14 protein-coding genes and 2 pseudogenes are annotated in these 23,087 nt (G+C 71.3%); 5 read left to right on the top strand and 11 right to left on the bottom strand.

Features of this window, described 5'->3' with window-relative positions:
* Nucleotides 1–16: 16 nt before the first annotated feature.
* The 6 genes and pseudogenes from R2J75_RS10590 to R2J75_RS10570 form a co-directional block, all read right to left on the bottom strand.
* The gene (locus tag R2J75_RS10590) at nt 17–871 is read right to left on the bottom strand and encodes a carbohydrate ABC transporter permease (protein WP_316410097.1); all 855 of its coding nucleotides are present in this window, start codon (nt 869–871) and stop codon (nt 17–19) included.
* A complete protein-coding gene (locus R2J75_RS10585) occupies nt 868–1,791 on the bottom strand; it encodes a carbohydrate ABC transporter permease (RefSeq protein WP_316410096.1) in 924 nt (307 codons plus the stop codon). The genes R2J75_RS10590 and R2J75_RS10585 overlap by 4 nt, the downstream gene beginning before the upstream one ends.
* Before the next feature lie 5 nt (nt 1,792–1,796).
* Nucleotides 1,797–3,059 carry an ABC transporter substrate-binding protein gene (locus R2J75_RS10580; protein ID WP_316410095.1) on the bottom strand — a complete coding sequence of 421 codons (1,263 nt, stop codon included), beginning with the start codon at nt 3,057–3,059 and terminating at the stop codon, nt 1,797–1,799.
* A 340-nt stretch (nt 3,060–3,399) separates the two neighbouring features.
* Nucleotides 3,400–3,594 (bottom strand): annotated as a pseudogene (locus R2J75_RS19890) (GxxExxY protein); the annotation flags it as partial.
* A 136-nt stretch (nt 3,595–3,730) separates the two neighbouring features.
* Nucleotides 3,731–4,458 (bottom strand): annotated as a pseudogene (locus R2J75_RS10575) (IS5 family transposase).
* 115 nt (nt 4,459–4,573) lie between these two features.
* Nucleotides 4,574–10,504, bottom strand: a complete 5,931-nt coding sequence (locus R2J75_RS10570) for an alpha-2-macroglobulin family protein (RefSeq protein WP_316410094.1) — start codon at nt 10,502–10,504, stop codon at nt 4,574–4,576.
* Nucleotides 10,505–10,757: 253 nt separating this feature from the next.
* On the opposite strand from R2J75_RS10570, the gene R2J75_RS10565 reads away from it, so the two are divergent.
* The 3 genes from R2J75_RS10565 to R2J75_RS10555 all read left to right on the top strand — a co-directional run bounded on the left by R2J75_RS10565 (nt 10,758) and on the right by R2J75_RS10555 (nt 15,323).
* Nucleotides 10,758–12,929, top strand: a complete 2,172-nt coding sequence (locus tag R2J75_RS10565; protein ID WP_316410093.1) for a S41 family peptidase — start codon at nt 10,758–10,760, stop codon at nt 12,927–12,929.
* A gap of 220 nt (nt 12,930–13,149) precedes the next feature.
* Nucleotides 13,150–13,935 (top strand): HAD family hydrolase, encoded by a 786-nt coding sequence (locus R2J75_RS10560; protein WP_243330477.1) that lies wholly within the window; start codon nt 13,150–13,152, stop codon nt 13,933–13,935.
* Nucleotides 13,932–15,323: a glycosyltransferase gene (locus tag R2J75_RS10555; protein WP_243345937.1), complete on the top strand. Its 1,392-nt coding sequence runs from the start codon at nt 13,932–13,934 to the stop codon at nt 15,321–15,323. Before R2J75_RS10560 ends, R2J75_RS10555 begins: the two co-directional genes overlap by 4 nt.
* Here the strand turns inward: R2J75_RS10555 and R2J75_RS10550 are convergent.
* The 3 genes from R2J75_RS10550 to R2J75_RS10540 form a co-directional block, all read right to left on the bottom strand.
* Nucleotides 15,311–16,510: a trans-sulfuration enzyme family protein gene (locus R2J75_RS10550; RefSeq protein WP_243330474.1), complete on the bottom strand. Its 1,200-nt coding sequence runs from the start codon at nt 16,508–16,510 to the stop codon at nt 15,311–15,313. The genes R2J75_RS10555 and R2J75_RS10550 overlap by 13 nt on opposite strands.
* Nucleotides 16,511–16,524: 14 nt before the next feature.
* On the bottom strand, nt 16,525–17,463 hold the full coding sequence (locus R2J75_RS10545) for a PaaI family thioesterase (RefSeq protein ID WP_243330472.1): 939 nt from the start codon (nt 17,461–17,463) through the stop codon (nt 16,525–16,527).
* A 73-nt stretch (nt 17,464–17,536) separates the two neighbouring features.
* On the bottom strand, nt 17,537–18,484 hold the full coding sequence (locus R2J75_RS10540) for an AraC family transcriptional regulator (RefSeq protein ID WP_316410092.1): 948 nt from the start codon (nt 18,482–18,484) through the stop codon (nt 17,537–17,539).
* A gap of 119 nt (nt 18,485–18,603) precedes the next feature.
* On the opposite strand from R2J75_RS10540, the gene R2J75_RS10535 reads away from it, so the two are divergent.
* Nucleotides 18,604–19,491: an SDR family oxidoreductase gene (locus tag R2J75_RS10535; RefSeq protein WP_243330469.1), complete on the top strand. Its 888-nt coding sequence runs from the start codon at nt 18,604–18,606 to the stop codon at nt 19,489–19,491.
* A 24-nt stretch (nt 19,492–19,515) separates the two neighbouring features.
* Here the strand turns inward: R2J75_RS10535 and R2J75_RS10530 are convergent, their stop codons facing one another.
* Nucleotides 19,516–19,911: a YciI family protein gene (locus R2J75_RS10530; protein WP_243330467.1), complete on the bottom strand. Its 396-nt coding sequence runs from the start codon at nt 19,909–19,911 to the stop codon at nt 19,516–19,518.
* Nucleotides 19,912–19,980: 69 nt separating this feature from the next.
* Entirely contained in the window at nt 19,981–21,231 is a 1,251-nt protein-coding gene (locus tag R2J75_RS10525; RefSeq protein WP_279342651.1) for an RNA polymerase sigma factor, read from the bottom strand.
* Between the two features lie 541 nt (nt 21,232–21,772).
* Between R2J75_RS10525 and R2J75_RS10520 the strand changes: the two genes are divergently transcribed.
* Nucleotides 21,773–23,068 carry an outer membrane beta-barrel protein gene (locus R2J75_RS10520; protein WP_316410091.1) on the top strand — a complete coding sequence of 432 codons (1,296 nt, stop codon included), beginning with the start codon at nt 21,773–21,775 and terminating at the stop codon, nt 23,066–23,068.
* Nucleotides 23,069–23,087 lie beyond the last annotated feature (19 nt).

Below are 23,087 nucleotides of genomic sequence, written 5' to 3'. Positions count from 1 at the left end.
CCAGCATACGCGGGCTTCAGCCCTTGATGCCGCTGGAGACGGCGCTGCGGACGAACCAGCGCTGGCAGAGGAGGAACAGGAGGAGGGTGGGCAGGGCGGTCAGCGTCGCGAAGGCCATCACCTCTCCCCAGGCGCGGGGATACTGCCCGAAGAAGGTCTGCATGGCCAGGGGCAGGGTGGCCCGGTCCTCGGTGCGCACGGCCATCACGGGCCACAGGAGATCCCCCCAGCGGGCGAGGAACTGGAGCACGGCCACCGTCGCCGTCGTGGGCCGGACGAGGGGCAGGGCGATGCTCCAGTAGGTGCGCCAGCGGCCGGCCCCGTCCAGGAAGGCCGCCTCCTCCAATTCCCGGGGGACCGCCAGGAAGGCCTGGCGGTACAGGTATGCGGAGAACGCGCTCGCCGCGAAGGGCAGGATCTGGACGTGGTACGAATTGAGCCAGCCCCGCGCCCCGCCGAACCAGGGCAGGGCGTTCACCAGGAGGAGGAGGGGCACGGCCACCGCCTCGAAGGGGATGATCACCAGGGCCACGAGGGCCGCCAGGAGGAGGTCGCGGCCGGGGAAGCGGAAGCGCGCCAGGGCGTACCCGAGCATGCTGTTCACCAGCAGGCCCAGGGCCACGGTCGCCGAGGCCGTGAAGAGGGAGTTGGCCAGGGCCCGGGGGAACCTGGAGGCCGTGAGCACCCGCTCGAAGTTGCGCAGGGAGAGCCCGCCCCGGGGCAGGAAGGCGCCCACTCCGCCCAGGTCCGCCAGGAGGCGCAGCTCGTCGGCCTTGAAGGCCGAGACCACCATCACGAGGAGGGGCGCCAGGAAGCACGCCGCCAGCAGGCCCTGGAGGGCGGTCAGGAGGATGCGCCCGGCGCGCGTCACGGCCGCCGCTCCCACCAGGCCCGCTGGAGGAGGGAGACCGTCAGCACCAGCAGGAAGAACGCCACCGACAGGGCCGAGGCCGTGCCGATCCGGCCCCGGCGGAGGCCCTCGTGGACGAGGAGCATCACCACGGTGCGGAAGCTGTCCAGGGGGGCCGAGGCGCCCCCGCTGGTGATCACCTGCACCTGCGTGAACAGCTGGAAGGCCTGGATGGTCGTCGTGGCCACCACGAAGACCGCCGTGGGCCGCAGCAGGGGCAGGGTGACGTGGAGGAAGCGCCGGAAGGGCCCGGCCCCGTCGAGGGTCGCGGCCTCGTACAGGTCCCCGGGGATGGTCTGGAGCCCCGCCAGGAACACCAGCATCTGGAACCCGGCGCCCTGCCAGATGGAGAGGACCATGACGGCCGGCAGGACCAGGGCCGGGTCCCGCAGCCAGTCCTGGGGGCCCACCCGCCCCAGGGTGAGGAGGTCCACCAGGGCGTTGACGGCGCCCCGCTCGGGCAGGTAGAGCAGGGACCAGATCACCGCCACCACGGCCATGGGGGTGGCCACGGGCGCGAAGCTGAGGGTGCGGAAGACCCGGGTGCCCGGCAGGCGCTGGTTCGCCAGGAGGGCCATGGCCAGGGCCAGGGCCGACTGGACGGGCACCACCACCGCCGCGAAGAGGAGGGTGTTGCGGAAGGCGGCCCAGGCGTGGGGATCCTGGGCCAGGCGGACGTAGGCGCGCAGGCCCACCCAGGCTGGCCGCAGGTCCGGTGGCGCCAGCAGCCGCTTGTCCGTGAAGGCGTACCCGAAGGCCATGAGGAAGGGCGTCACCAGGAAGAGCCCCAGGAGCAGGAGGGCCGGCGCCCCGAAGGCCCAGGGCGCGAGCCGGTCCGCCCAGGGCCGGGCGCGGCGGGGATGGGTCGAAGGGGTCAGCACCCCCCTTAGGTGCCGGGGAACCCCCGGCTGTCCTGCAAGGCCTCCTCGACGGTGGTCGCGGCCCGCCCCAGCTCCGTCCGGGGATCGGCCCCCGCCAGGACGTTGTTGACGGCCTCCGCGAAGGCCGCGCTCACCGTGGCGTAGGCCGGCGTACGGGGCCGCGGGCGCGCCAGGCCCCGGGCCACCTGCTCGGCGTAGAGGGCCAGGGGGCCGCCGGGCCGGTGCGCGGCGCTGGCCCGGAGGGCGGTGAAGGTCCCCGGGATGGCCCCGTTGATGGCGGTCACCCGGGCGATTTCGGCGGGGCTCAGGAGGTGGGCCAGCACCTGGGCCGCGGCCGCCGGATGCCGGGAGCCTGCGGAAAGGGCGAAGGTCCAGGTGCCCGCGCCCGTCACCGCCCTCGGCCCGAACCGGGGCATGGGGAGCAGCACCAGGTCGCGCCCCAGGGCCCGCCGGTACGTGGGGTAGGCCCAGTGGCCCACGTAGGAGAGGGCGGCGCGGCCCATCACGAAGTCGCTGTCGTCCCGGGTTGCGGCGTTCACGTAGCCCGCCCGCGCCCAGCCCTGGACCAGGGCGAGGGCGCGCACCGCGGCGGGGCCGTCCAGGTGGCCCCGGGCCGAGATCCCGGCAGGGTCCAGCAGATCCCCGCCCAGCCCCTGGACGAGGGGGGCCAGGGCGAAGGTGAACCACTCGCCCGCGCCGTAGTTGAATTTCATGTCCAGCGGGTAGGGCACCCCCACCCGCTTCAGGCGGCGCATCACCGCCTCGAACTGGGGGAGGGTCCAGGCCCCGTCCACGGTGGCCGGCGGCGCCACCCCCGCCTTGGCCAGGAGCCGCCGGTTGCCCCACAGCGCCAGGCCCGACTCGTAGGGCCCCAGGGCGTAGAGCCGGCCCCGGAAGGTGCCCTGCTCCCGGATGGAGGGCAGCGCGTCCTCCCGCGCCGCGGCCAGTTCCGGGAACCCGTCCAGGGGCAGGAGGCGCTTCGCCCAGGCGTACTCCGGCACCGCGGGCCCGTCCAGCTCCAGCACGTCCGGGAGCTGCCCCGCCAAGGCCGCCGCGCGCACCTGGTCCCCGTAGGTCCCCTCGGGCAGCACCGTCAGGTCCACCTGGAAGCCGTGCCCCGCCGCGTTGAAGACCCGGACCGCCTCCACATACGCCAGCCGCTCCGGCCCCGGCCCCGCGTGCACCCACAGGCTGACCCGGTTCCCCCGGGGCGGGGACCCGCAGCCCAGGAGGACCAGGGCCGCGAGGGCGAGGATGAGGGTCTTCATGGGCGCCTCCCGGCGAGGGGAGGAGTCTAGGCCATCCCGGGGGCGGGGGCAGGAAAATCCGGGAGGCTGGAGGCGCGGCGGCGCCCCGTCCGGCCAGGCTCCCGGTATCCGGGTCCCGGCTGAACGGGGGGCCTCGCGGCCGCCTAGGGTGTGTTCGTAATCTAGGATAGTAATGGCTAATACCCATCCGTGCCGGAGCATGGAGGAGCTGGAATAGTGAGTCTGTGCTGCAGTGCCTGATGGCGCCGCGCATTCGCAGCATCCTATTGGAACGCGGAGGCGCGGAGGATCTCGCTGAGGCTCGCGGAGAAAGGATCAAGCCCACAAGCCCCCTCCACTCGATATCCAGGAAAACCTCCCGCTTCACCTTATGGCCGGCCAGTCTCAGGGAGTGCGCCAGACAGACCTTGTAGGGATCTTCCAGGAGTCCGTGCCCCAGAGCCTTCTGGATCTCGATGGCCTCCCCGATGATGGCCTGGGTGATCTCCTTGTGCGGATGATCCTCCCCGTCGACCTCTCCCCAATGCCTTCCCATCACGCCTCCCGTTGGGACGTGTCATTGGGAGGTGGCAGGTTCCAGGAGCGCTTTCCTCCGCGACCCTCTGCGAGATCCTCCGCGCCTCCGCGTTTCATAGGATCAATGAGGATCCGGAACGCTTGTCACCCTCCGCTCATAGCCTCAGCCAGATCACGATGCAGGCCAAAGCCACCTGGGCTGAGAAACTTCGCGCCGTTTTGTCGAACCTGGTGGCCAGCGCCCTGAACTGTTTGAGCTTGGCGAACCCATGCTCGATGGCATGGCGGGCCTCGTATAGGTGTGAGTCCCAGGCCGCCGGATTCTTGCGCCGGGGATGAGGTGGGATGACGGCTGTCGCACCCATGGCCTCGATCGCCTTCCTTACCGGGTTCCCATCGTAGGCCCGATCTCCGAACCCGTACTCTGCCTGCCAACCGCACAGCAATCCTTCAGCAGACCGGCTTTCATGGGCTTGCCCCGGAGTGACCAGGAAATCCAAAGGATTACCGTGGGCATCGCAGATCAAATGGATCTTGGTCGAGCATCCACCCCGAGATCGTCCGAGCGCCTGGTTCCAGAGCCCCCCCTTTTGCCTGCTGAATGTTGATGAGCGCGAAGGATGGTGCCATCCGGCATGACCCACTCCAGGTCGGCTTCCTTGCGCAGGAACTCCAGGATCCTTTGCCACACGCCGCGCTTGGTCCAGGCCTCAAATCGCGTGTACACGCTTGTCCAAGGTCCAAATTCCTCCGGCAGGTCCCTCCACGGCGCCCCAGTCCTGTGCCTCCACAGGATCGCCTCCACCATGGGACGGTTGGGGTGACGGGATCGCCCCATCCCTCCACGCTCTGGCGGAAGGAGCGGTTCAAGCTTTGCCCACATGGCATCGGTCAGGAAACGTCTCGGCATCGTTACCCCAGGAAAATTCGTGGTGTACGAGCCTTTACGTATGAGTACAAGTTAACTATTTATCTAATCTATAGATTCCGAACACAGCCTAGCGCACCTCGAGCGTTAGGCTGTCCGAATGACAGCTGAACGCCGGGGCGTACATGCAGGTCAAGGTGGCGAGCCCCATGGGATAGGTGCCCCTGAGCTGGACCCTGACAGCGTATTCGAGCACGTGCACGCCCTTCGGGAGACGTTCGAAGAAGAAGTGGGTGGCGGCGTCCCGGAGGCTCCGGTAGAACCCCAGCCTGCCCTGGACATGGAATCCGCTCAGGGCGTCCGCGGTTTCGGTGCCGCTTCCGCGCTGGTCCTTGAGGTGGACGAAATCCAGGTCCCGGTCCGAACGGATCTCCAGGCGCACCACGAGTTCGTCCCCCACGGCCACGGGGCCGGCCACAGGCTTCAGGACCGGGCCTTGCGGCGTGGCCACGCGCACGTAGAGGGCCTTCCGGACCTGGAAGGGGCCTTCCGGGTGGATTCCGACCTGCGAGACATCCTGCAGGTACTGCCAGTGGAGGCCGCCCCAGGCCGGACCCGGGTCCGGCTTCCGAACCCTGACGCGGCCGAGACCTGGTTTGACGGCGGAGCCCGGAATGCGCACCTGCCAGCTGCCCGTACCGGCCTCCACTGCGGGGATGGGCAGGGTCTTCCCGTCCAGGGCCACCTCCACGGGGGCGCCGCCGCCCAGGAGGTCCGCCCCGCGCAGGAGGAGGGCGTAGACCGCGTCCGCCGTGGCCTTTGTCGTCTCCCAGGCCTGGACCTGCTTCTGGAGGAGCAGCCAGGTCCGGCACGCTTCCACCGCAGGGGCGTCATGGGCCACTTCGTCGAAGGCCTCGATCATGAGGGCCTGGGACTCCAGGGGGGCGGCGTCCCAGCGCCAGGCGGGTTCCGGGTCGTTCCAGGCCATGCCTCCTCCTGGGGTCTCTACGCTGCGTTCCTTGAGGCTGCGGAGGATGGCGGCGGGGACCGGGTCCCGGGCAGAACCGGAGGCGCCGAACCGGTTCAGGGCCAGGGCCAGGTGGGCCAGGGTCTGCCGCATGGGAATCCGGGCCCAGGCGGAGCGGGCCCGCTGCAGGAAGAAGCCCACGGCCTGCTGGTGTCCGGCGGCGATGGGCCGGTCGGCGAGGAAGAAGCTGCGGCCGTAGAGATAGAGGGCATCTTCCGCCGAGGGCACGTAGGTGTCGCGGTCGCGCAGGGACTGGTATTTCTGGTCCATCGCGGCGTCCAGGCCTTCCAGCGCACCCATCGCCAGGGAGAGGTCAGGGGCGGCCCCCAAGTGTCTGAGGCGCCCGAATCCGGCGACCACGTACCGGGTGATGAACCCGTTGGGGCCGCCACCGGGGAACCAGGGCCAGCGCCCATCGGCCTCCTGCCGGTCCTTGAGGGTCTGGAAGGCCTTGGCCATCCCCGACTCCAGGCGCCTGGGCTCGAATTGCTGGCCCATGCGCCGGCGGGCCTCGGATCCATCCAGGGCCTGCCGGGTCCAGGGTGCCTCCTCCAGGATCATGGCCTCCCATGCGGGGGGCGGGACCGGGGCCCCGCCCTGGACAGGAGCCGCCCGCCAGGTTTCGAAGACCTCCCGGATCCTGGGATCGCGGTCGAGGAGATGCCGGGCCAGGGCATGGGCGTAGTAGCGGTTGAAGACCTGCTCGCTGCATTCGTGCGGAAAGTCCATGAGGTAGGGCAGGGCCTGGACTGCGCTCCATGCGGGCCGGGACATCATGTCCACCGTCAGGCTCTGGTGCTCGAGGCCGGGGGCCAGGGCCGAAGCCAGGAGGGGCTTGAAGGCGAAGGCGCCATCCCCCGGTCCATGGATGAAGAGGGGCATCGTCTCCGAGATGAGCACGCGCCGGCTCAGGACTGGCAGGGGGCCCTCCTCGCCGTCGCTGCTGCCGGCCGTGGCACCCACGGCCTTGTAGGTCAGGGACCCGCATCCTGCGGGAACCGTGATCCTCCACGAGAAGGTTCGAGCGGTTCCTGGCAGGAGGTGGAATGCCTGGTCCGAGCCGGTCCCGAGGCCGAGGAGGTGATCCCTCGCTTCGCCGGTGCGGGCGTCCGTGAAGCCCAGCCGGACCTGACCCGTCAGCGGCTGGGCGGACCGGTTGGTAACTTTGACGGGAAATTCGACCGTGTCCCCCTCCCGCAGGAAGCGCGGAGCATTGGATTCCACCATGAGATCCTTGGTGGTGATGGCCTGGCCAGAAAGGGAACCCTGGCGGAAGCGCCTGTCGTGGGCGAACCCAAGGAACCGCCAGGTGGTCAGGGTCTCCGGCACGGTGAAGGTCATCCGGATGGACCCGTCCGGGCCGGTTGTCAGGTGGGGAAGGAAGAACGCCGTCGCCTCCAGGGCCTTCCGGGCCACTGTCCGGTCCAGGTCCGCGTGCGACGGAGGTGGAGGTGGAGGTGGAGGTGGAGGCGGAGGCGGAGGGGCTTCAACGCCTGGGGTGAGGGCGGCCACTTGTTCCAGGGAATGGTTGCTGGCGGTCAAGGCCGTCGTGGCGTCGACGCGGAGAGTAGCCGCCGCCACCTCCACGACGGCGCCTGCCACCTTCCTGCGGAGCATTTGGAGGCCTCCTCCCCCCCAGAGGCCGGCCGAGATGGAGGTCGGCAGGCTGCGGTAGATCCACTGCACGGGCCGGTCCGCGCGGGTCCAGGTCCTGTCGATGATGCTGAAGGTCGCGGACCGATTATGGAAGACAATCCAACCGCCCGGGAGCTCGGTCCGGAGGAGTCCATGGTCCGTCTCCCAGGCGTGCCTCACCAGGTCATCCAGGGAGGCGTCGTAAAGGGTGGCGGCCATTTCTGCAGGGATCTTCCTGCCGCCGGGGCCCCTGACCACCGCGGTCCAGGTTTCGGTCCGGCCGGGTTCGAGCCGGGACGTGAAGTGCTCCCACGTCACCTCGAGGCGCTGGTCTGTCCAGGGAACATCCACCGTCTGCTCATGGACATAGGCCCGGTTTTCCCGCACGAAGACGGTCCGCACCGTGAAACCGCCCTGGAGCGCGGCGGTCACCGGCTGGATGATGCGCGCCTGGGTCCTGCCGGGCGGCGTCCAGAAGCGTTGCAGCACCCTCCCACGGGCCGTCACCTCCACGAAGGCCTGTCCCTGGGCATAGCCGGTGCCCCAGACGGCCGTAAAGGTGCCTCCCGGTTGGACGGTCGCGGCCGAAGCGGCAAAATGATCCGGGACTGGAGCAGGGAAGCGCTCCCCGGAGGGATCCAGCACGAGGAAGCTCAGTTCAGCCGTGACGGGCCGTGCTGAATCATCCTGGGTCTCCAGGAGGGCGCGGTAGGCGCCCACCGGGAGCCGCACAGGCACCTCCAGGGCGCCGGTGGAGCCGATGTGGACGTCCTGCGCCGCGACCACGGGCCCCGCGATCCATGCCTTGAGAACCGCGTCCTGGGCCCCGACGGCTTGCCCGTCGAGGTCCGGCCGGGTCACGGAGGCGGGGGCCATCAGGGCCCGCACCGTCAGCCTCCCTTCCGAGGCCCGGCCGTCACCGTCGAGAGAGGCCGTGCGGAGTTGGAGGCCCACGGGAGCTTGGACCGTACGCCATGGGGGCGCCTCGATCGAAGCTGTGAGCGAGGTCTGTCCCGCCCGCAGCGTCCTTGACTCGGACCGGGTCTCACCTGTTTCGTCCGTGACATCGACGGTCAGGGTGAACGAGAACACAGGGGCTATCCGGTGGGGAAGGCGCTCGCCGGGGTTGGCCAGAAAGGCGATGCTGAAGGTGCCGTCCGCCTCCGTGGTGCCCACACCTTGGGCGATCGTTTGCCTCTGCGAGGGCCAGCCGTGCCGATTCAGGTAGGGCTGGTTGGTCTCCCGCTCCACCCGCCAGGTGAGTCGGGCGCCACCAATGGGGGCGCCCGTGAAGGCCTTGGCCCGCCCCAGGAGGTGGACTTTCCCGCCAAGGGCCACGGGCGCCCTGGGCTCATCCACGGCCACGGTGAATTTGGGCCGTTTGTAGGCTTCCACCCGCAGGGACACGGACCCCTCCGGCGAGCCGGCATTGAGGAACATGACCCCCAGGGCGCCGCCCTGGGGGGCCGGGAAGGTCCCGCTGAAGGAACCGAAACTGTTGGTGACGAAGACCCGATTGGCCACGGGTTCTCGGTTGACATTCTGGAGGATGACCTTCACCTTCAGCCCTGGCAGGGTGCGAATCGCATCCCGCGCCTGGGATGCCTCGACGCAGATGCCCTTGAAGGCGATGGTCTGGCCTGGGCGGTACATGGCGCGGTCCGTGAAGAGGATGGTCTGTCGCCGGGGAGTCGGCGCCTCCTCATTGAACTCACCCAAACTGACCGGAGTTCCTGCGACCACGTGGCCGCCGGCCTCTGCCAGCACCAGCCACCCAACGCCATTGGATTTCCCTGGCGAAATATGGAAACGGCCGTCCTTGTCCGTGCGAGCGACGGGCCCGGGCAGATTCGCGCCCTTGGCCTGGATGATCCAGGACCTGAGGATGGCCCCGGGTACGGGTTCACCTGAAGCAGCGTCCAGGACAAGTCCATCGCATCCGCCTGTCTCTATGCCTTCCAGGGTCACCAGGGCCAGGCGGCTCACCCAGACGACGGCGACCCGCTTTCCCGGGGTCTCAGCATCGAAGCCCGGGCCGGGGCTCGCCTCGATCAGGTAGAGGCCTGGCCGGAGATCCTGGGGGACAGGCAGGCGTTGGTGGTGGGTCCGGAGATCCGGGGCGGGGGGCAGATCCGCCTCCCAGACCTTGGCCGGCTCGCCTTCCAGCAGACCGCCATCGGTGATCGGGTTGAACCAGGTGTGGAGCCGGTCGCGGGAACGCATCCAGGGGTCGACCTGAACGGGAATGGCCCGGAAATGGATGTGGTCCAGATTCCGGTAGGTGACCTCCAGAGTCGGCCAGGGCGCGTTCCAGACCTGCTCCGTCGAGAGGTCCAGGGCCTTCTGGGTGACGCGCTGGAGGACATTGTGGCAGGCGTTCCCGCCCGCCGTCCCAGGGAAGGCTTCCAGGCCCCGGGTGGCGGCGCGCTGGGCCTCGAGGGAAGCGCCCTCGTTTTCGAGGAGGTTTCCGAGGTCCGCCAGGGCGCGCGCCGAAATTTCATGCCGGGCCCATGTGTCGGCGAAATGGGCCAAGGCCGCCTTGAAGCGCGGCACCCGTGCTTCACCCTCGGCGGCCTTGCCTGCGAAATTCAGGCGCTGCAGATCGAGATCCGCGAAAGCGGAGGGGTCCGCGTCGTGGGCGTGGAAGGCCAACAGATCCTGGAGGAGCCGGACCGCCTTGAAGGTCGTGGAGCCCGCGTCCGCCGCGGCTGGCCTCCAGGCCATGAAGGATTCCACGGTGTCCAGGGCGGGGCCCTCCGCTTCCAGACGGAAAGCGGATCCTGCCGGCGAGCCGGCCTGCTCAGCAGCGGTGTAGAAGGTGAGCGCCTCCTGGGCCAGGAGGTCGTAGAGGGTGGGCCGATAGACGTCCGGAACCGTGCCGCCTTGATACAGTTCGCCGTATTGGGAGGCTGGAATCGCCTGGAGCCGCGCCGCCGAGGCCAGGGCTTGGGAGAAACAGCGACCGACCTCCGCCAGGAGGCGGGGCAGGTCCCAGGTGGTGAGATCCCCGGCGACACCCTCCGGGAGCGGCCTGCGCACGAGGATGGACCAGCGGTTGGCCTGATAGTATTCCCACATCCAATGCGCGAGCACCGTATCGAGGGCGGGCCGCATCTCCTCCGGGGTCTGGGGCAGGACCTCCTGGAGCCTGGCGGCCCTTCCAGCGGAGCCTTGCCCAGCGCGCTGGTCCTCCAATGCGATGCGTAGGCAAAGGGCCTCGGCCGCCTCCGCATAGGCGCCTTCCCGGATGGCCTCCTGGTAAATCGGTTCCAACTCGGCCATGGCGGTGGCCGGGAGGCTGTCGGCTATGGCCTTGTCGACTTTGTTCCAGCGGGCGTCCCGGGTTCCGGCGATGCCGAGGGCCGGGAGCAGGGCTGCGAGGAGGATCCTGCGGAGCATGGGCAATCCTTGGAGGTTTCAGGGCCAGGGCCGGGGTGGGGAATGTCCGCAGTATGGCAGGCTGGGTGGCCGGAGGGATCCACCCTGCGCCCAGGAACGCCCGGTATAGTGACCTTGCCCCCCCGCAAGGACCCCCATGTTCCGCACCGCCTTCCTTCCGTGCTTCGTGTCGCTCGTTCAACTTTGCGCTCAGCCGGCTCCGCTTCCGCGAAGCCTGCGGAATGGGGGCTTCCAGGAGGCGGGGCCGGGCGGGGTGCCCGCGGGGTGGCGGGTCAACGCCCCGGGCGGGGTGGTCGCGCGGCGGGAGGCGGGGGCGGGGCTGGACCGGCCCAGCGTGGTGATCCGCCTGGGCGAGGGGGCCGACAAGGACGCCCGCCCCAACCTGGCGCAGGCGCTGGATGCCCGGCCCTTCCGGGGCAAGCGGGTGCGGTTGACGGCCCTCCTTCAGCGGGAGGGCGGGGGGACTGGGACCGGCCACCTGTGGTTGCGGGTGGACCGGCCAGGCGGGGCCAAGGGATTCTTCGACGGCATGCGGGACCGTCCGGTGACGGCGACAGCCTGGACCGCCGCGGAGATCGTGGGGGACGTGGCCCCGGATGCGGAACGGATCGTGGTGGGCGCCTGGCTCCTGGGGGGCGGCGGAAGCCTCGGTCTCGCCCAGGTTTCCCTGGAGACCCTGGGGGACACGCCCGTCCCGGAGGCGCCGCGGCCCCTGGGTCCCCGGGGGCTCCGGAACCTGGTGGCCTTCGCCCGGGCCTACGGCTACGTACGGTTCTTCCACCCCGCCGACGCGGCGGAGGCCGCGCCCTGGGACGAGGTGGCCCGCGCCGGGGTCCGCGCGGCGGAGGGGGCCGCGGATGACGCGGACCTGGCCCGGCGCCTGCGCGCGATCCTCGGGCCCTACGCGCCCATGGCCCGGTTCCTGGAGCCGGGGCAGCGGCCCCAGCCCCTCCCCCGGCCCCGGGAGGCCGCCCAGGTGGTCCAATGGCGCCACTACGGCGTCGGCCTCTCCCGGAAGAGCGTCTACAGCAGCACCCGCACCTACACGCCCCTGGCGCGGAAGGGCCGGCCGGGAGCGGAGCCCGTCGCGGCGCCCTGCTTCGATCTGGGGGGCGGGGTGCGGCTGCAGCTGCCCCTGGGCTGCTACGCGGACCGCCACCGGCGGACCCTGCCGCGCACCGGCCCCGCGCCCGCCCCGCCCGGGATCCTGCCCGAGCCCACCTGGCCCGTCCCCGCCGCGGGCAACGCGGAGGACCGCGCCACGCGCCTGGGGGCGGTGGTGGAGGTGTGGAACGTGATCCAGCACTTCTACCCCAACTTCGACTGGACCCAGGTGGACTGGCCGGCCCAGCTTCCCCGCGTCCTGGCGCAGGTGGCGGAGAGCCCCTCCCCCGAGGCCTACCTCCGCAGCGTCCGCACGCTGATGGCCAGCCTCCAGGACGCCCACGGCTACGTGTCGCCCCTCTGGCGCGAGGTGGAGGCGGGGCCGGGCCTCTCCCTGGCCTGGGTGGGCTCCGACCTGGCGGTGTGCGGCGTGGCCGAGGACCTGAAGGCCACGGTCCACGCGGGCGATGTGCTGGTGGCCGTGGACGGCGTGCCCACGGCCCGCGCGGTGGCGGAGCTGGCCCCGACGCTGCCGGCCTCCTCGACCCAGGGGCTCCGGTACCTGGAAGCCACGGGCCTCCTGCAGGGGCCCGCGGGGTCCGTCGAGCTGACCCTCCGCGGGGAGGACGGCGCCATGCGCACCGTCCGGGTCCAGCGCCCCTTCCGGCAGACGGTGCCCCGGGAGCCCCGGCCCGCCGGGGCCTGCGTGGAGCTCCGCCCCGGGGTGTGGTACGTGGACCTGGCCCGGCTGACCCGGGAGACCGTGGAATCCACCCTCCAGGCCATCGGCGGCGCCCGGGCCCTGGTCCTGGACATGCGGGGCTACCCCTCCTTCGGGGCCTGGCAGAAGCTCTTCGCGCACTTCACGGACGCGCCGCTCCAGACCCCGCCCTTCCTGGTCCCCGTCATCACCCGGCCCGACCGGGGGGACCTGACCTTCCAGCGGGAGGGGTGGTCGATCCAGCCGGAGGCCCCGAAGCTGGAGGCGCGTCGGTTCTTCCTGGTGGACGCCCGGGCCATCTCCCAGGCCGAGCTCCTCATGGACTTCGTGGAGCACTACAAGCTCGGCGAGATCCTCGGCGAGGCCACCGCCGGCGTGGACGGCAACGTGAACCCCTTCCTGGCCGGGGGCCTGCGCATCGCGTGGACCGGCATGAAGGTGCCCAAGCACGACGGCACCCCCCTGGCCGGCGTGGGCATCCTGCCCACCCTTCCCGTCGCCCGCACCCTGGAGGGCCTCCGGGCGGGGCGGGACGAGGTCCTGGACAGGGCCCTGGACCTGGCCCTGGGCGCCGCGGGCCCGGCGGGCGCTGGGCGCTGAGGGGACGCGGGGCTCCGCCCCTTGACATTCATATGCTTTGCAATGCAAACTAATTTTTCAGCCGTCCTTCCGTCAGGTTTTGGGAAACCTGATGCTGGTTCTTTCCTAGCTCCGGTCCCCGGAGACTCTGTTTGTCGGGTGCGTCCCCTCCGGGGGCGCAGGCAAGGGGAAGGTCGGGCCGCCTTCCTGGATGCGGATCGAACCGCGCCAGGAGGCAACCATGGCCCTGCCTGCGAAACCCAGCACCTGTCACCTCGTCTCGGACCTGGACGGCACCTGGATCCCCGCCCCGGGACAGACCGGGGCGCTCCGGCGCCTGGAGGCGGCCGTGGCCCGGATCCCGGGCCTGGTGCTCACCTTCGCGACGGGGCGGGGCTTCGCCTCGGCCCTGGCCCTCCTGGCCAGGCACGTGCGTCTGTTCCCCCACCACCTGGTGACGGACGTGGGGACGCGGATCCATCACCGGCGCCCGGAGGGCGGCTGGGAGGAGGACGCGGCCTACGCCGCCTGGGTCCGCGCCCGCTGGGATCCAGACCTGAGGGCGCGCCTGGCGGAGGAGGGACTCCCCTGGGGTGTCCGGTTCCAGCCGGGGGTCCATGCTCCCTGCCGGATCGGCCTGACCGTGGACGACCCCGGGGATCTCCAGCAGGCGGCGGTGGACCTGCAACTGCGGTTGGTCCTCCGCGGCCTGACCGGGGATGTCCTGGCCTCCGGCCGCCGGGAGCTGGACATCCTCCCCGAAGGGGTCGACAAGGGCACCGCCGTGGAGGCCCTGGGCCGGACCCACGCGCCCGGTCTGCCCCTCGTCGCCTTTGGCGATTCCGAGAATGACCTGGGCCTCCTCCGGAGGGCGCACTGGGCGGGGCTCCTGCCCGGGTGCGGCCTCGCTCCGGGCCGGGACGGCCTGCTTCCCGGCCGGGCCTTCCCGGCGCCCGCGCCCGGGCCGGCGGGGATCCTCGGGCTCCTGGAGGCCTGGGGGCTCGTGGGGCAGGGGGCGCCGGCATGAGCGGGCCGGGCCTCCACCTCCTCTTGATCAGCGTCCATGGTCTGATCCGGGGCGTGGACCCCGAACTGGGGAGGGATCCCGACACGGGGGGGCAGGTGCTGTACGTCCTCGAATTGGCCCGGGCCCTCGGTCGCCATCCGGCCGTGGCCCAGGTGGACTTGCTGACCCGGCGGGTGTGCGATCCCGGGGCGGGCCCGGCCTACGCGGAGCCGGTGGAGCGCCTGGGGCCCCGGGCCCGGATCCTCCGCCTGCCGTGCGGTCCGGAGGGTTACGTCCGCAAGGAGCGGCTCTGGGACCATCTGGACGGCCTGGTGGAAGCCTACCTGGCCTTCGCGCGCAGGGCCCGCCGCCTTCCGGACCTCCTGCACAGCCATTACGCGGACGCGGGGTACGTGGCCATGCGGCTCTCCAGCATGCTGGGGGTTCCCTTCGTGCACACGGGGCACTCCCTGGGGCGGTGCAAGCAGGCGGCGCTGCTCGCGGCCGGTGGCCAGGAGGCGGCCCTGGAGCGCCAGTTCCAATTCGCCCGGCGCATCCGCGCGGAGGAAGCGGTGCTCTCCCAGGCGGCCCTGGTCATCGCCAGCACCCGCCAGGAGCTCGAGGAACAGTACGCCGGGTATGGGGCCTTCAACCCGCGCCGGGCCGTGGTCCTGCCCCCGGGCACCGATCTGGCCCGGTTCGCCCCGCTCCGGCGCGGGGCCGGGGCGCCCGCGGTGGCGGCCCAGGTGGACCGCTTCCTGCGGGACCCGGCCAAGCCCCTGCTCCTCTGCGTGGGCCGGCCCGCCCCGCGGAAGAACCTGGTGGGCCTCGTCCACGCCTTCGGGCGGGACCCGGACCTGCGGCGCCAGGCCAACCTCGCCATCATCGGCGGCAGCCGCGAGGATCTGCGGGATCTGCCCGAACCCGCCCGCACCGTCTGGCGCGAACTCCTCCTGGCCATCGATCTCCACGACCTGCACGGCCACGTGGCCATCCCCAAGGGCCACGCCCCCGCGGACATTCCCGACCTGTACCGGCTCGCGGCCCAGCGCCGCGGGCTCTGCCTCAACCCCTCCTTCTCGGAGACCTTCGGCCTCACCCTGATCGAGGCCGCCGCTTGCGGCCTGCCCCTGGTGGCCACGGACAATGGCGGGCCCCGCGACATCCTCACCCAGTGCCGCAACGGCCTGCTCATGGATGTCCGGGAGCCGGCGGCCATGGCCGCCGCCATCAAGGCGGCCCTGGCCGATCCCGGGCCCTGGGAGCGCTGGTCGCGGGCCGGGATCCGCCGGGTCCGGGCCTGCTACAGCTGGGAGATCCATGTGGAGCGTTACCTGGCGCGGATCCGCGACCTCCTCGCCGTGGCCGCGCGATTGCCGGGACCCGCGGCCCTGGGTCAGCCCGCCTGAGGACCGGCCGCCCGGGCCAAGGCCTGGCCGAGGTCCGCGAGGATGTCCGCAGCATCCTCGATGCCCACGGAAAGGCGCACGAGGCCGTCGGTGATGCCCGCCTTCAGGCGGTCCTCCCGGGCCATGCCGGCGTGGGTCATGGAGGCGGGGTGGCTGATGAGGGTCTCCACGCCGCCCAGGGACACGGCGAGGCCCGCGAGGCGCACGCTGTCCATGACGACGCGGCCGGCCTCCACGCCGCCCTTCAGCTCGAAGGCGATCATGGAGCCGGGGCCCGACATCTGGCGCCGGGCCAGCGCATGCTGGGGATGGCTGGGCAGGCCGACGTAGCTCACCCACGCCACGGCGGGATGCTCCGACAGCCAGGCCGCCACGGCGCGGGCATTCTCCTGGGCGCGCTCCACCCGCAGGGCCAGGGTCTTGAGGCCGCGGCTGACCAGGTAGGCCTGGTGGGGGTCCATGTTCGCCCCGAGGTTCACGAGCATGGCGCGGATCCGCTTGTGGAGGGCTTCGGTCTTCGCGACGACGATGCCGCCGACGACATCGGCGTGGCCGTTGATGAACTTGGTGACCGAGTGCAGCACCACGTCCGCGCCCAGGTCCAGGGGCTTCTGGAGGTGGGGGCTGGCGAAGGTGTTGTCCACCACCAGGAGGGCGCCGGCGGCGTGGGCGATGTCGGCCGCGGCCCTGATGTCGGTCACGGCCATCGCGGGGTTCGAGGGGCTCTCCACGTAGACGAGCCTGGTCTCGGGCCTCATGGCGTTCCGGAGGTTCTCCAGGTCGGAGGTGTCCACGTAGGTGGAGGCCACCCCGAAGCGGCTCATGTGCTTCTCCATGAGCCCGCGGCTGGGCCCGTACACGGAATCGGTGCTCACCATGTGGTCCCCGGCGCCCAGCAGGGCGAGGTAGACGGTGCTCACCGCGCCCATGCCGCTGGCCATGGCCGTGGCGCCGAAGCCGTTCTCGAGCTGGGCGACGTTCTCCTCCAGGGCGGCCGTGGTGGGGTTGCCGATGCGGGTGTAGATGTAGCCCCCGGCGGCGCCCGAGAACCGGTCCGCGCCCTGGCGGGCGTCGTCGAACGCGAAGGTAGAGGTCTGGTAGATGGGCGTCACCACGGCCCCGTAGGCATCGTGGGGAATGCCGGCGTGGACCAGTTTCGTGTTGAATCCCAGGGTGCGGGTGTCCATGGATGCTCCTTGCGTCAGGAGAGACGCTTGCGGGCCTGGCTCAGGAGGGGGCGCACCCCTGGGCCGCCAGGCATGGGTTGGCTGGGCTCGAGGGGCGTGCCCTCGAAGAACTTCGCGCGGGCGCTGGCCCGGGCCAGGCCGCCCTGCTCGAGGGAGGCCTGCAGCAGGTGGAGGGGCCCTTCGTTCCGGAGCCATTCGCCTCGGATGATCGCGGGTTCGCCGATCAGCGCGGGCCGCCGGAACCGGAGGCGGAGCTCGACGGTGTAGGCCTCGATGCCCCTGGCCAGCATGCAGCTCGCCATCGCGCCGTCCAGGAGGCTGGAGACCACGCCTCCGTGGAGCACGTTCTCATAGCCCTCGTAGGACTTGCCGCAGTCGAACACGCCCGCGACGCGGTGCTCGCCGGTCACGCGGTAGTCCACCTTGAGGCCGAAGGGATGCCGGTCCCAGCAGACCACGCAGTGGGGGTGGTGTCTCCGGCTCATCGCGTCGAGCCGGACCTGGGCGGCCTCGATCCGAGGGTCCAGTCCCCCGGCGGCGCGGAGGCGCGCCAGCAGGGCCTCGGCCTCGGCCGCGCCAGGCGCGGGCGGCAGCGCGCACAGCACCGCCAGGCCGGCGGTGGCGGCCGCGAAGGCCGCGGGCGGCAGCTCGGTGATCACGGCCGCAGGCACGGCTCCCCGTTCTGCCAGGACCTCCGTCTGGAGGCCGTCGAGCACGACCAGGCTCCAGCCCCGCCCCGGGGCGGTCCGGAGCAGGTCCCAGCCGGAGCGGTGCACGTCCACCTGGAAGCCGTGGGATTCCAGGGCCGCCCGGAAGGGCGCCAGGGGCCCCTCCCGCCGGGTCACGAGGGCCAGGCGCAGCCCGCCGGGAACCAGGGCCGGTTCCCCGGGCGTGGGACGGGACGACGGGGCCCCCTCCCGGGCGGAGGCGGGTGGAACGGCGGGCGCGGACATGGCGAACCTCCTGGAAGCGGCCCAAGGCACGGGCGGCATCCCAGGTCATTGTGGTCATATGCTCAATTTTCCGTCAAGGGTCGGGGGGCTCCAGGGCCTGGGGCCGGGCCGCGGCTTCCGCCTGCCGCCGGCGCCCATAGCCGCGCGGTGGGCACCCCATGACCCGCTTGAAGGCCATGGCGAAGGCACTTTCGGACGCGTAGCCCGCGGCCGCCGCGATCTCCGCCAGGGTGTCCCGGGAGGTGGCCAGGCGGTCTCCGGCCAGGCGCATGCGCCAGCGGATCAGGTAGTCGATGGGGGCGGTGCCCACCACCGCCTTGAACCGCTGGGCGAAGGCGGACCGGGACATGCCCGCCCGCGCCGCCAGGTGCGGGAGGGTCCAGGCCCGGGCCGGTTCACCGTGGATGCAGCCCAGGGCGGCCCGGAGTTGGGGATCCGCCAGGCCGGCCAGCCATCCGAGGCCGCCGGCCCCGGCCTCCAGGTGCAGGCGCAGGGCCTGCACCAGCATCACGCTGACCAGGTGCTGGGCGATGAGGGCGCTGCCGGGCCGCGGCTCGCGCAGTTCCTGGATCATCTGCTCCAGGGATCCGCGCATGGCTGCCCGGTCCGAGGCCTTCGCCAGGTGGATCACCGGGGGCAGCCCTTCGAGGAGGAAGGCGGAATCGCCGGAGAGGGCGACGTGGCCGCCCAGGCCCAGACAGGCGCCGCCGCCGTGGTACGTGAAGATCCCGCCGTTCAAGGGCTGGGGGATGACGGACAGGGCCTCCACGGGGGGCAGGGCCAGGTCGCTGGCCATGCGGAACGGGCGGCCGGAGGGCAACAGAATGCCGTCGCCCGCCGCGATCCGCAGGGGCGCCGCGACGCCCTCCACCGCCAGCCAGCACGCGCCCGACACCAGGGCGTGGAACTTGACCCCTTCGTAGCGGCCGAAGGCCAGGGACCAGGGCTCGCCCATGTCCAGGCCGCCGGCCATGTAGCTGCGGGGCTTCAGGAGGGTGAGGACGGAGGAGAGGGGATCCATGGCTTCTGGACGATCACATAGAAGATATGGACTATACACCCTGGATCGTCCTGGCCGCGCCCCCCATCCTGGGTCTGCGCCGCCCTTCCGGCGGCGCGTCGACGTCTGGAGGCAGGACCATGCGGATCTTCTTGACCGGCGCCACGGGGTTCATCGGCTCGGCCCTCGTGCCGGAACTGCTGGACGCGGGCCACCAGGTGCTGGGCCTGGCCCGCTCCGACGCGGGGGCCGAAGCCCTCGCCCGGGCCGGGGCCCAGGTCCAGCGCGGCGACCTGGAGGACCTGGCGGGCCTGGGGGAGGCCGCCGCCCGGGCCGATGCGGTGATCCACACCGCCTTCAACCACGATTTCTCCCGGTATGAGGCCAACTGTGAGGCGGACCGCCGGGTCGTCGAGGCCCTGGGCGCGGCCCTGGCCGGCTCGGACCGCCCCCTGATCGTCACCTCCGGCACCGGCATGGGGGTGACGCGGCCCGGGCGGACCGCCCTGGAATCGGATCCCCCGGCCCCCTCCGGGGCCATCCCCCGCGCCGCCTCGGAGGAGGCGGCGGACGCCGTGGCGGCCCGGGGCGGCGATGTGCGGGTGGTTCGCCTGGCCCAGATCCACGACAGGCGCCGGCAGGGGCTCGTGACCCCCGCCCTCGAGCTCGCCCGGGCCGCGGGGCGTTCCGCCTACGTGGGCGACGGCGGCAACCGCTGGCCCGCCGCGCACCGGCTGGACACGGCCCGGCTCTACCGGCTGGTCCTGGAGCGGGGCGAGGCCGGCGGGCGCTACCACGCGGTGGCGGAGGAGGGCGTTCCCTTCCGGGCCATCGCGGAGGCCATCGGCGAGGCCCTCCGGGTGCCCGTGACCGCCCTCGCGCCCGCAGAGGCCGAGGGTCACTTCGGCTGGCTCGCGGCCTTCGCGGCGTGGGACATCCCCGCCTCCAGCGCCCGGACCCGGGAGGCGCTCGGTTGGGCGCCCACCGGACCCGGACTCCTGGAGGACCTGCGGAACCTGACGGCCTAGCCTGGCGACGCCATAAAGGGCGTTCTAATGCGTAGCCAGACGCCGCCGGGCTTCGCTGGCGCGGATCATCTCCGTCAGGTCCGCGGCCGGCCGGATCTCCCAGGGGCCCATCGTCACCCCCGGGTGGTTCGAGATGAGCTGGATGGCGTGGTTCAGGTCCCGCGCCTCCAGCATCAGGAGCCCGCCCAGGAGCTCCTTGGTCTCGGCGTAGGGGCCGTCGGTCACGGTGACCCGGCCCTGGTCGAAGCGCACCATCGCGGCCGTCTCCGGGCCCTGCAGGCCCTCGCCGCCGGCCCAGTTGCCGTTCCGCTTCAGTTCCGCGTCGTAGGCGAAGCAGGCGTCGATCCGGGCGTTCTGTTCCTCCGGGGAGAGCTGGCTCCACGCGGGAACGTCCAAGTAACCGAAACAGATGTATTTCATGGGAGCTCCTGGGGGGAAGGCGGAAGCGCCTTCCCCTGTAGTCGTCGGGCGAGGGTCCGGATCGACATCCTACGGAAATTCGGCCAGGCGCCGGGCCAGGTGGCGCCGCTCGGGTTCCTGCCGGGCCAGTTGGAGCGCCCGCGCGTAGGCGGCCCGGGCCTCCCCGGTCCGCCCCAGGCGCCGGCACAGGTCGCCGCGGGCCGCGTGGGCCGGGGTGTAGTCCGCCAGGTGGCCCTGGGCCAGAAGGGCGTCGATGAGGGCCAGCCCGGCCTCCGGCCCGTCCCGCATGGCCACCGCCGCCGCCGCGTTGAGCTCCACCACAGGGGAGGGGGCCACGCGCCCCAGGAGGTGGTACAGCCCGATGATCCGGGTCCAGTCCGTGGCGGCCGCCCGGGGGGCCTCCGCATGGACCGCCGCGATCGCCGCCTGGAGGGTGTAGGGGCCGATCCGGCCCGAGGCCATGGCCCGGTCCAGCCACCGCCGCCCCTCCGCGATCCGGCTCCGGTCCCAGCGGGACCGGTCCTGGTCCTCCAGCAGGACCAGATCCCCCTCCGGGGAGATGCGGGCCGGGCGGCGGGCCTCGTGCAGCAACATCAGGGCCAGGAGCCCCATCGTCTCTCCGTCCGGCAGGAGCTCCACCAGGAGCCGCCCCAGGCGGATGGCCTCGTCCGACAGGTCGGGCCGGGTGAGGGTCGCCCCGGAGGAGGCGGCGTACCCCTCGTTGAACACCAGGTAGAGGACCTGGAGCACCGCGTCCAGCCGCGCCGGCATGTCCGCCCGGCCCGGGACCTCGTAGGGAATCCGGGCCTCGCGGATCCTCGCCTTGGCCCGCACGATGCGCTGCGCCAGCGTGGTGGGGCGGGTGAGGAAGGCGCTGGCGATGGCCTCCGTGGTCAGGCCGCACACCTCCCGCAGGGTCAGGGCCGCGCTGGCCTCCGGCGCCAGCGCCGGGTGGCAGCAGGTGAAGATGAGGCGCAGGCGGTCGTCCGCGACCTCCGGGTCCTCGGCCTCCAGACCCGCCAGGGCGTCCGGATCCGCCGGTTCCGGCACCGCGGCCATGGGCACGTCGGTCCTCGCCCGGCGCCGCAGCCGGTCGATGGCCTTGAAGCGCCCCGCTGAGACCAGCCACGCCCGCGGATGGTCGGGCACCCCGTCCCGGGCCCAGGCCTCCAGGGCCGCCGCGAACGCATCGTGCAGCCCGTCCTCCGCCAGGTCGAAATCCCCCAGGAGCCGGATGAGGGTGGCCAGGATCCGCCCCGCCTCGGCCCGGTAGAGGGCTTCCAGCTGGGCGGCAAGGGCTTCGGGCGCGTTGGGGGCCATGGGATCCACCGCCGGAGGGGGAGCGATCCGGGGAAGGCCAGGGTAGCCCAGATCGGAGCCGGCCGGCGGCGGGGACGGTGCGAATCAACCGATCCGGTTGGCTTTCGGGAAATCAACCGGATCGGGCCCCTTGGGTTCCGCGCCCTTGGGAAAAGGCCCGTAACCAGGTGGTTTCGGGCCTAACGTGGGGGTGGCTGGAGAAAGACTCGAACGGTCTTCCGGTTGGAGTGCGTGGCTTGACCGTCCGCTAGGAGTAAACCCCCGGATTCAACCCGGGGCCATCCACCTTCAGGGAATGCGATCCTGCCACCCGCCACGGTGGCCTTGGAGCGGGCCCTTGACACAAGTTTGATGCCTTTGGGGCCAACCTTGATCCGGCCTTGACGCTGGAAGACCGATGGTGATGGCGGCTCTTCGCCATCCCGGCGGGCCGATCGGAGTTCCCATGCGAACCCTCTTCCTGCTTGTTCTTGGTGTCGGCCTGGCCGTCCCTGCCTTTCCCCAGGGTGCACCGGACAAAGGCGGCCCAGCCGCCGCAGGATTGTCCTCGCCACCAGGCCCGGGCGCGGCACCTCTCCAGGCGGAGCCCTTCGCCTTCGCTGACTTCACGTGGCTCAACGGCACTTCCCGGCAGACGGATTCGCTGCTTGACACCAAGTACTTCACCGGGGAATTCCGGGCGGACCTCAATTTCGTCTACGACTTCAATCACCCGCAAGACCACACCTTGACCGGCTCCAGCGAACTGGGCAGGACGAACGAAGTCCATGTGCAGCAACTCGCGGTCGGCGGTGACTTCCACTGGAACCATGTCCGGGGAAGGCTGCTCACCCAGTTCGGGCTCTACGCGACCATGACCCCCCGAAACGACGCGAGCACAGCCAAGGGCCAGTGGAACACCGGCGACGCCTACCGCTACGTATCGGAGGCCTACGGCGGATACCACTGGGACGCCCTCCATGGCGTCAACCTGGACGCCGGGATCTTCATGTCCTACATCGGCCTGTTCAGCTACTACAATTTCGACAATTGGGCGTACCAGCCATCCTACGTCTCCAGCAACACGCCCTGGTTCTTCAACGGGCTTCGGCTCCAAGTCTTTCCGTCCGACCGGCTGAAACTGGAACTCTGGCTGACCAACGGCTGGCAGTCCTACAACATGTTCAACAACACGCCAGGCGTGGGGGCCTCCCTGACCTGGCGGCCTACAGCTGACCTCGCCATCATCTCCAACAACTACATCCTGGGGGCCGACACCCTGGGGAACCGGAAACGCACCCGCCGCCACACGGACAACAGCATCCAGTGGAAGTATTACGACCGGCCGTCGGCCCCGCTGGACAAGATGGCCCTGTCCTTCACCTTCGACTTCGGTGATGAGCAGGGGGGTGGAGCGAGCCGGTCCGGGGCCCCCGACGCCCCCAAGCAGTATTTCGCGGGCTGGATGCTCTACCAGCGGTTCTGGTTCGCCCACGATCGCCACGCCATCACCCTGGGCGGTGGTGCCATCTCCAACCCCGGCAGATACCTCGTGCTGATGCCCCCCATCAACGGGGCGACGGCGACCAGCGGCACCCCCTACTTCACCCAGAACCCCGGCGACCCCTACCACGCCTGGGATGGGTCCGTGACCTACGACTACCTGCCCAACCCGTTCATCACCTTCCGGGGCGAGTTCAACCGGCGGGGCGCGAGCGTGCCCTACTTCGCTGGCAGCGGCGGCGTGACCCCGCCTGGAGGCAACCAGGGGGCGCCGGGTTCCACCGTGCCAGGCTGGGCCCCGGACCTCCGCAAGACCGAAAGCCGCTTGACCTTGGCCATGCTCGTCAAATTCTAGACCGCCTTCAGGAGACCCT

The sequence above is a fragment of the Mesoterricola sediminis genome (assembly GCF_030295425.1).
GTDB lineage: Bacteria > Acidobacteriota > Holophagae > Holophagales > Holophagaceae > Mesoterricola > Mesoterricola sediminis.
Note: the sequence above shows the minus strand (reverse complement) of the source record. Positions and strands in the feature narration are given on the sequence as shown.

Coding starts and splice junctions, on each gene's coding strand:
- R2J75_RS10580 (WP_316410095.1), bottom strand. CDS start 3,059: ATGAAGACCCTCATCCTCGCCCTCGCGGCCCTGGTCCTCCTGGGCTGC.
- R2J75_RS10570 (WP_316410094.1), bottom strand. CDS start 10,504: ATGCTCCGCAGGATCCTCCTCGCAGCCCTGCTCCCGGCCCTCGGCATC.
- R2J75_RS10560 (WP_243330477.1), top strand. CDS start 13,150: ATGGCCCTGCCTGCGAAACCCAGCACCTGTCACCTCGTCTCGGACCTG.
- R2J75_RS10555 (WP_243345937.1), top strand. CDS start 13,932: ATGAGCGGGCCGGGCCTCCACCTCCTCTTGATCAGCGTCCATGGTCTG.
- R2J75_RS10550 (WP_243330474.1), bottom strand. CDS start 16,510: ATGGACACCCGCACCCTGGGATTCAACACGAAACTGGTCCACGCCGGC.
- R2J75_RS10545 (WP_243330472.1), bottom strand. CDS start 17,463: ATGTCCGCGCCCGCCGTTCCACCCGCCTCCGCCCGGGAGGGGGCCCCG.
- R2J75_RS10540 (WP_316410092.1), bottom strand. CDS start 18,484: ATGGATCCCCTCTCCTCCGTCCTCACCCTCCTGAAGCCCCGCAGCTAC.
- R2J75_RS10535 (WP_243330469.1), top strand. CDS start 18,604: ATGCGGATCTTCTTGACCGGCGCCACGGGGTTCATCGGCTCGGCCCTC.
- R2J75_RS10530 (WP_243330467.1), bottom strand. CDS start 19,911: ATGAAATACATCTGTTTCGGTTACTTGGACGTTCCCGCGTGGAGCCAG.
- R2J75_RS10525 (WP_279342651.1), bottom strand. CDS start 21,231: ATGGCCCCCAACGCGCCCGAAGCCCTTGCCGCCCAGCTGGAAGCCCTC.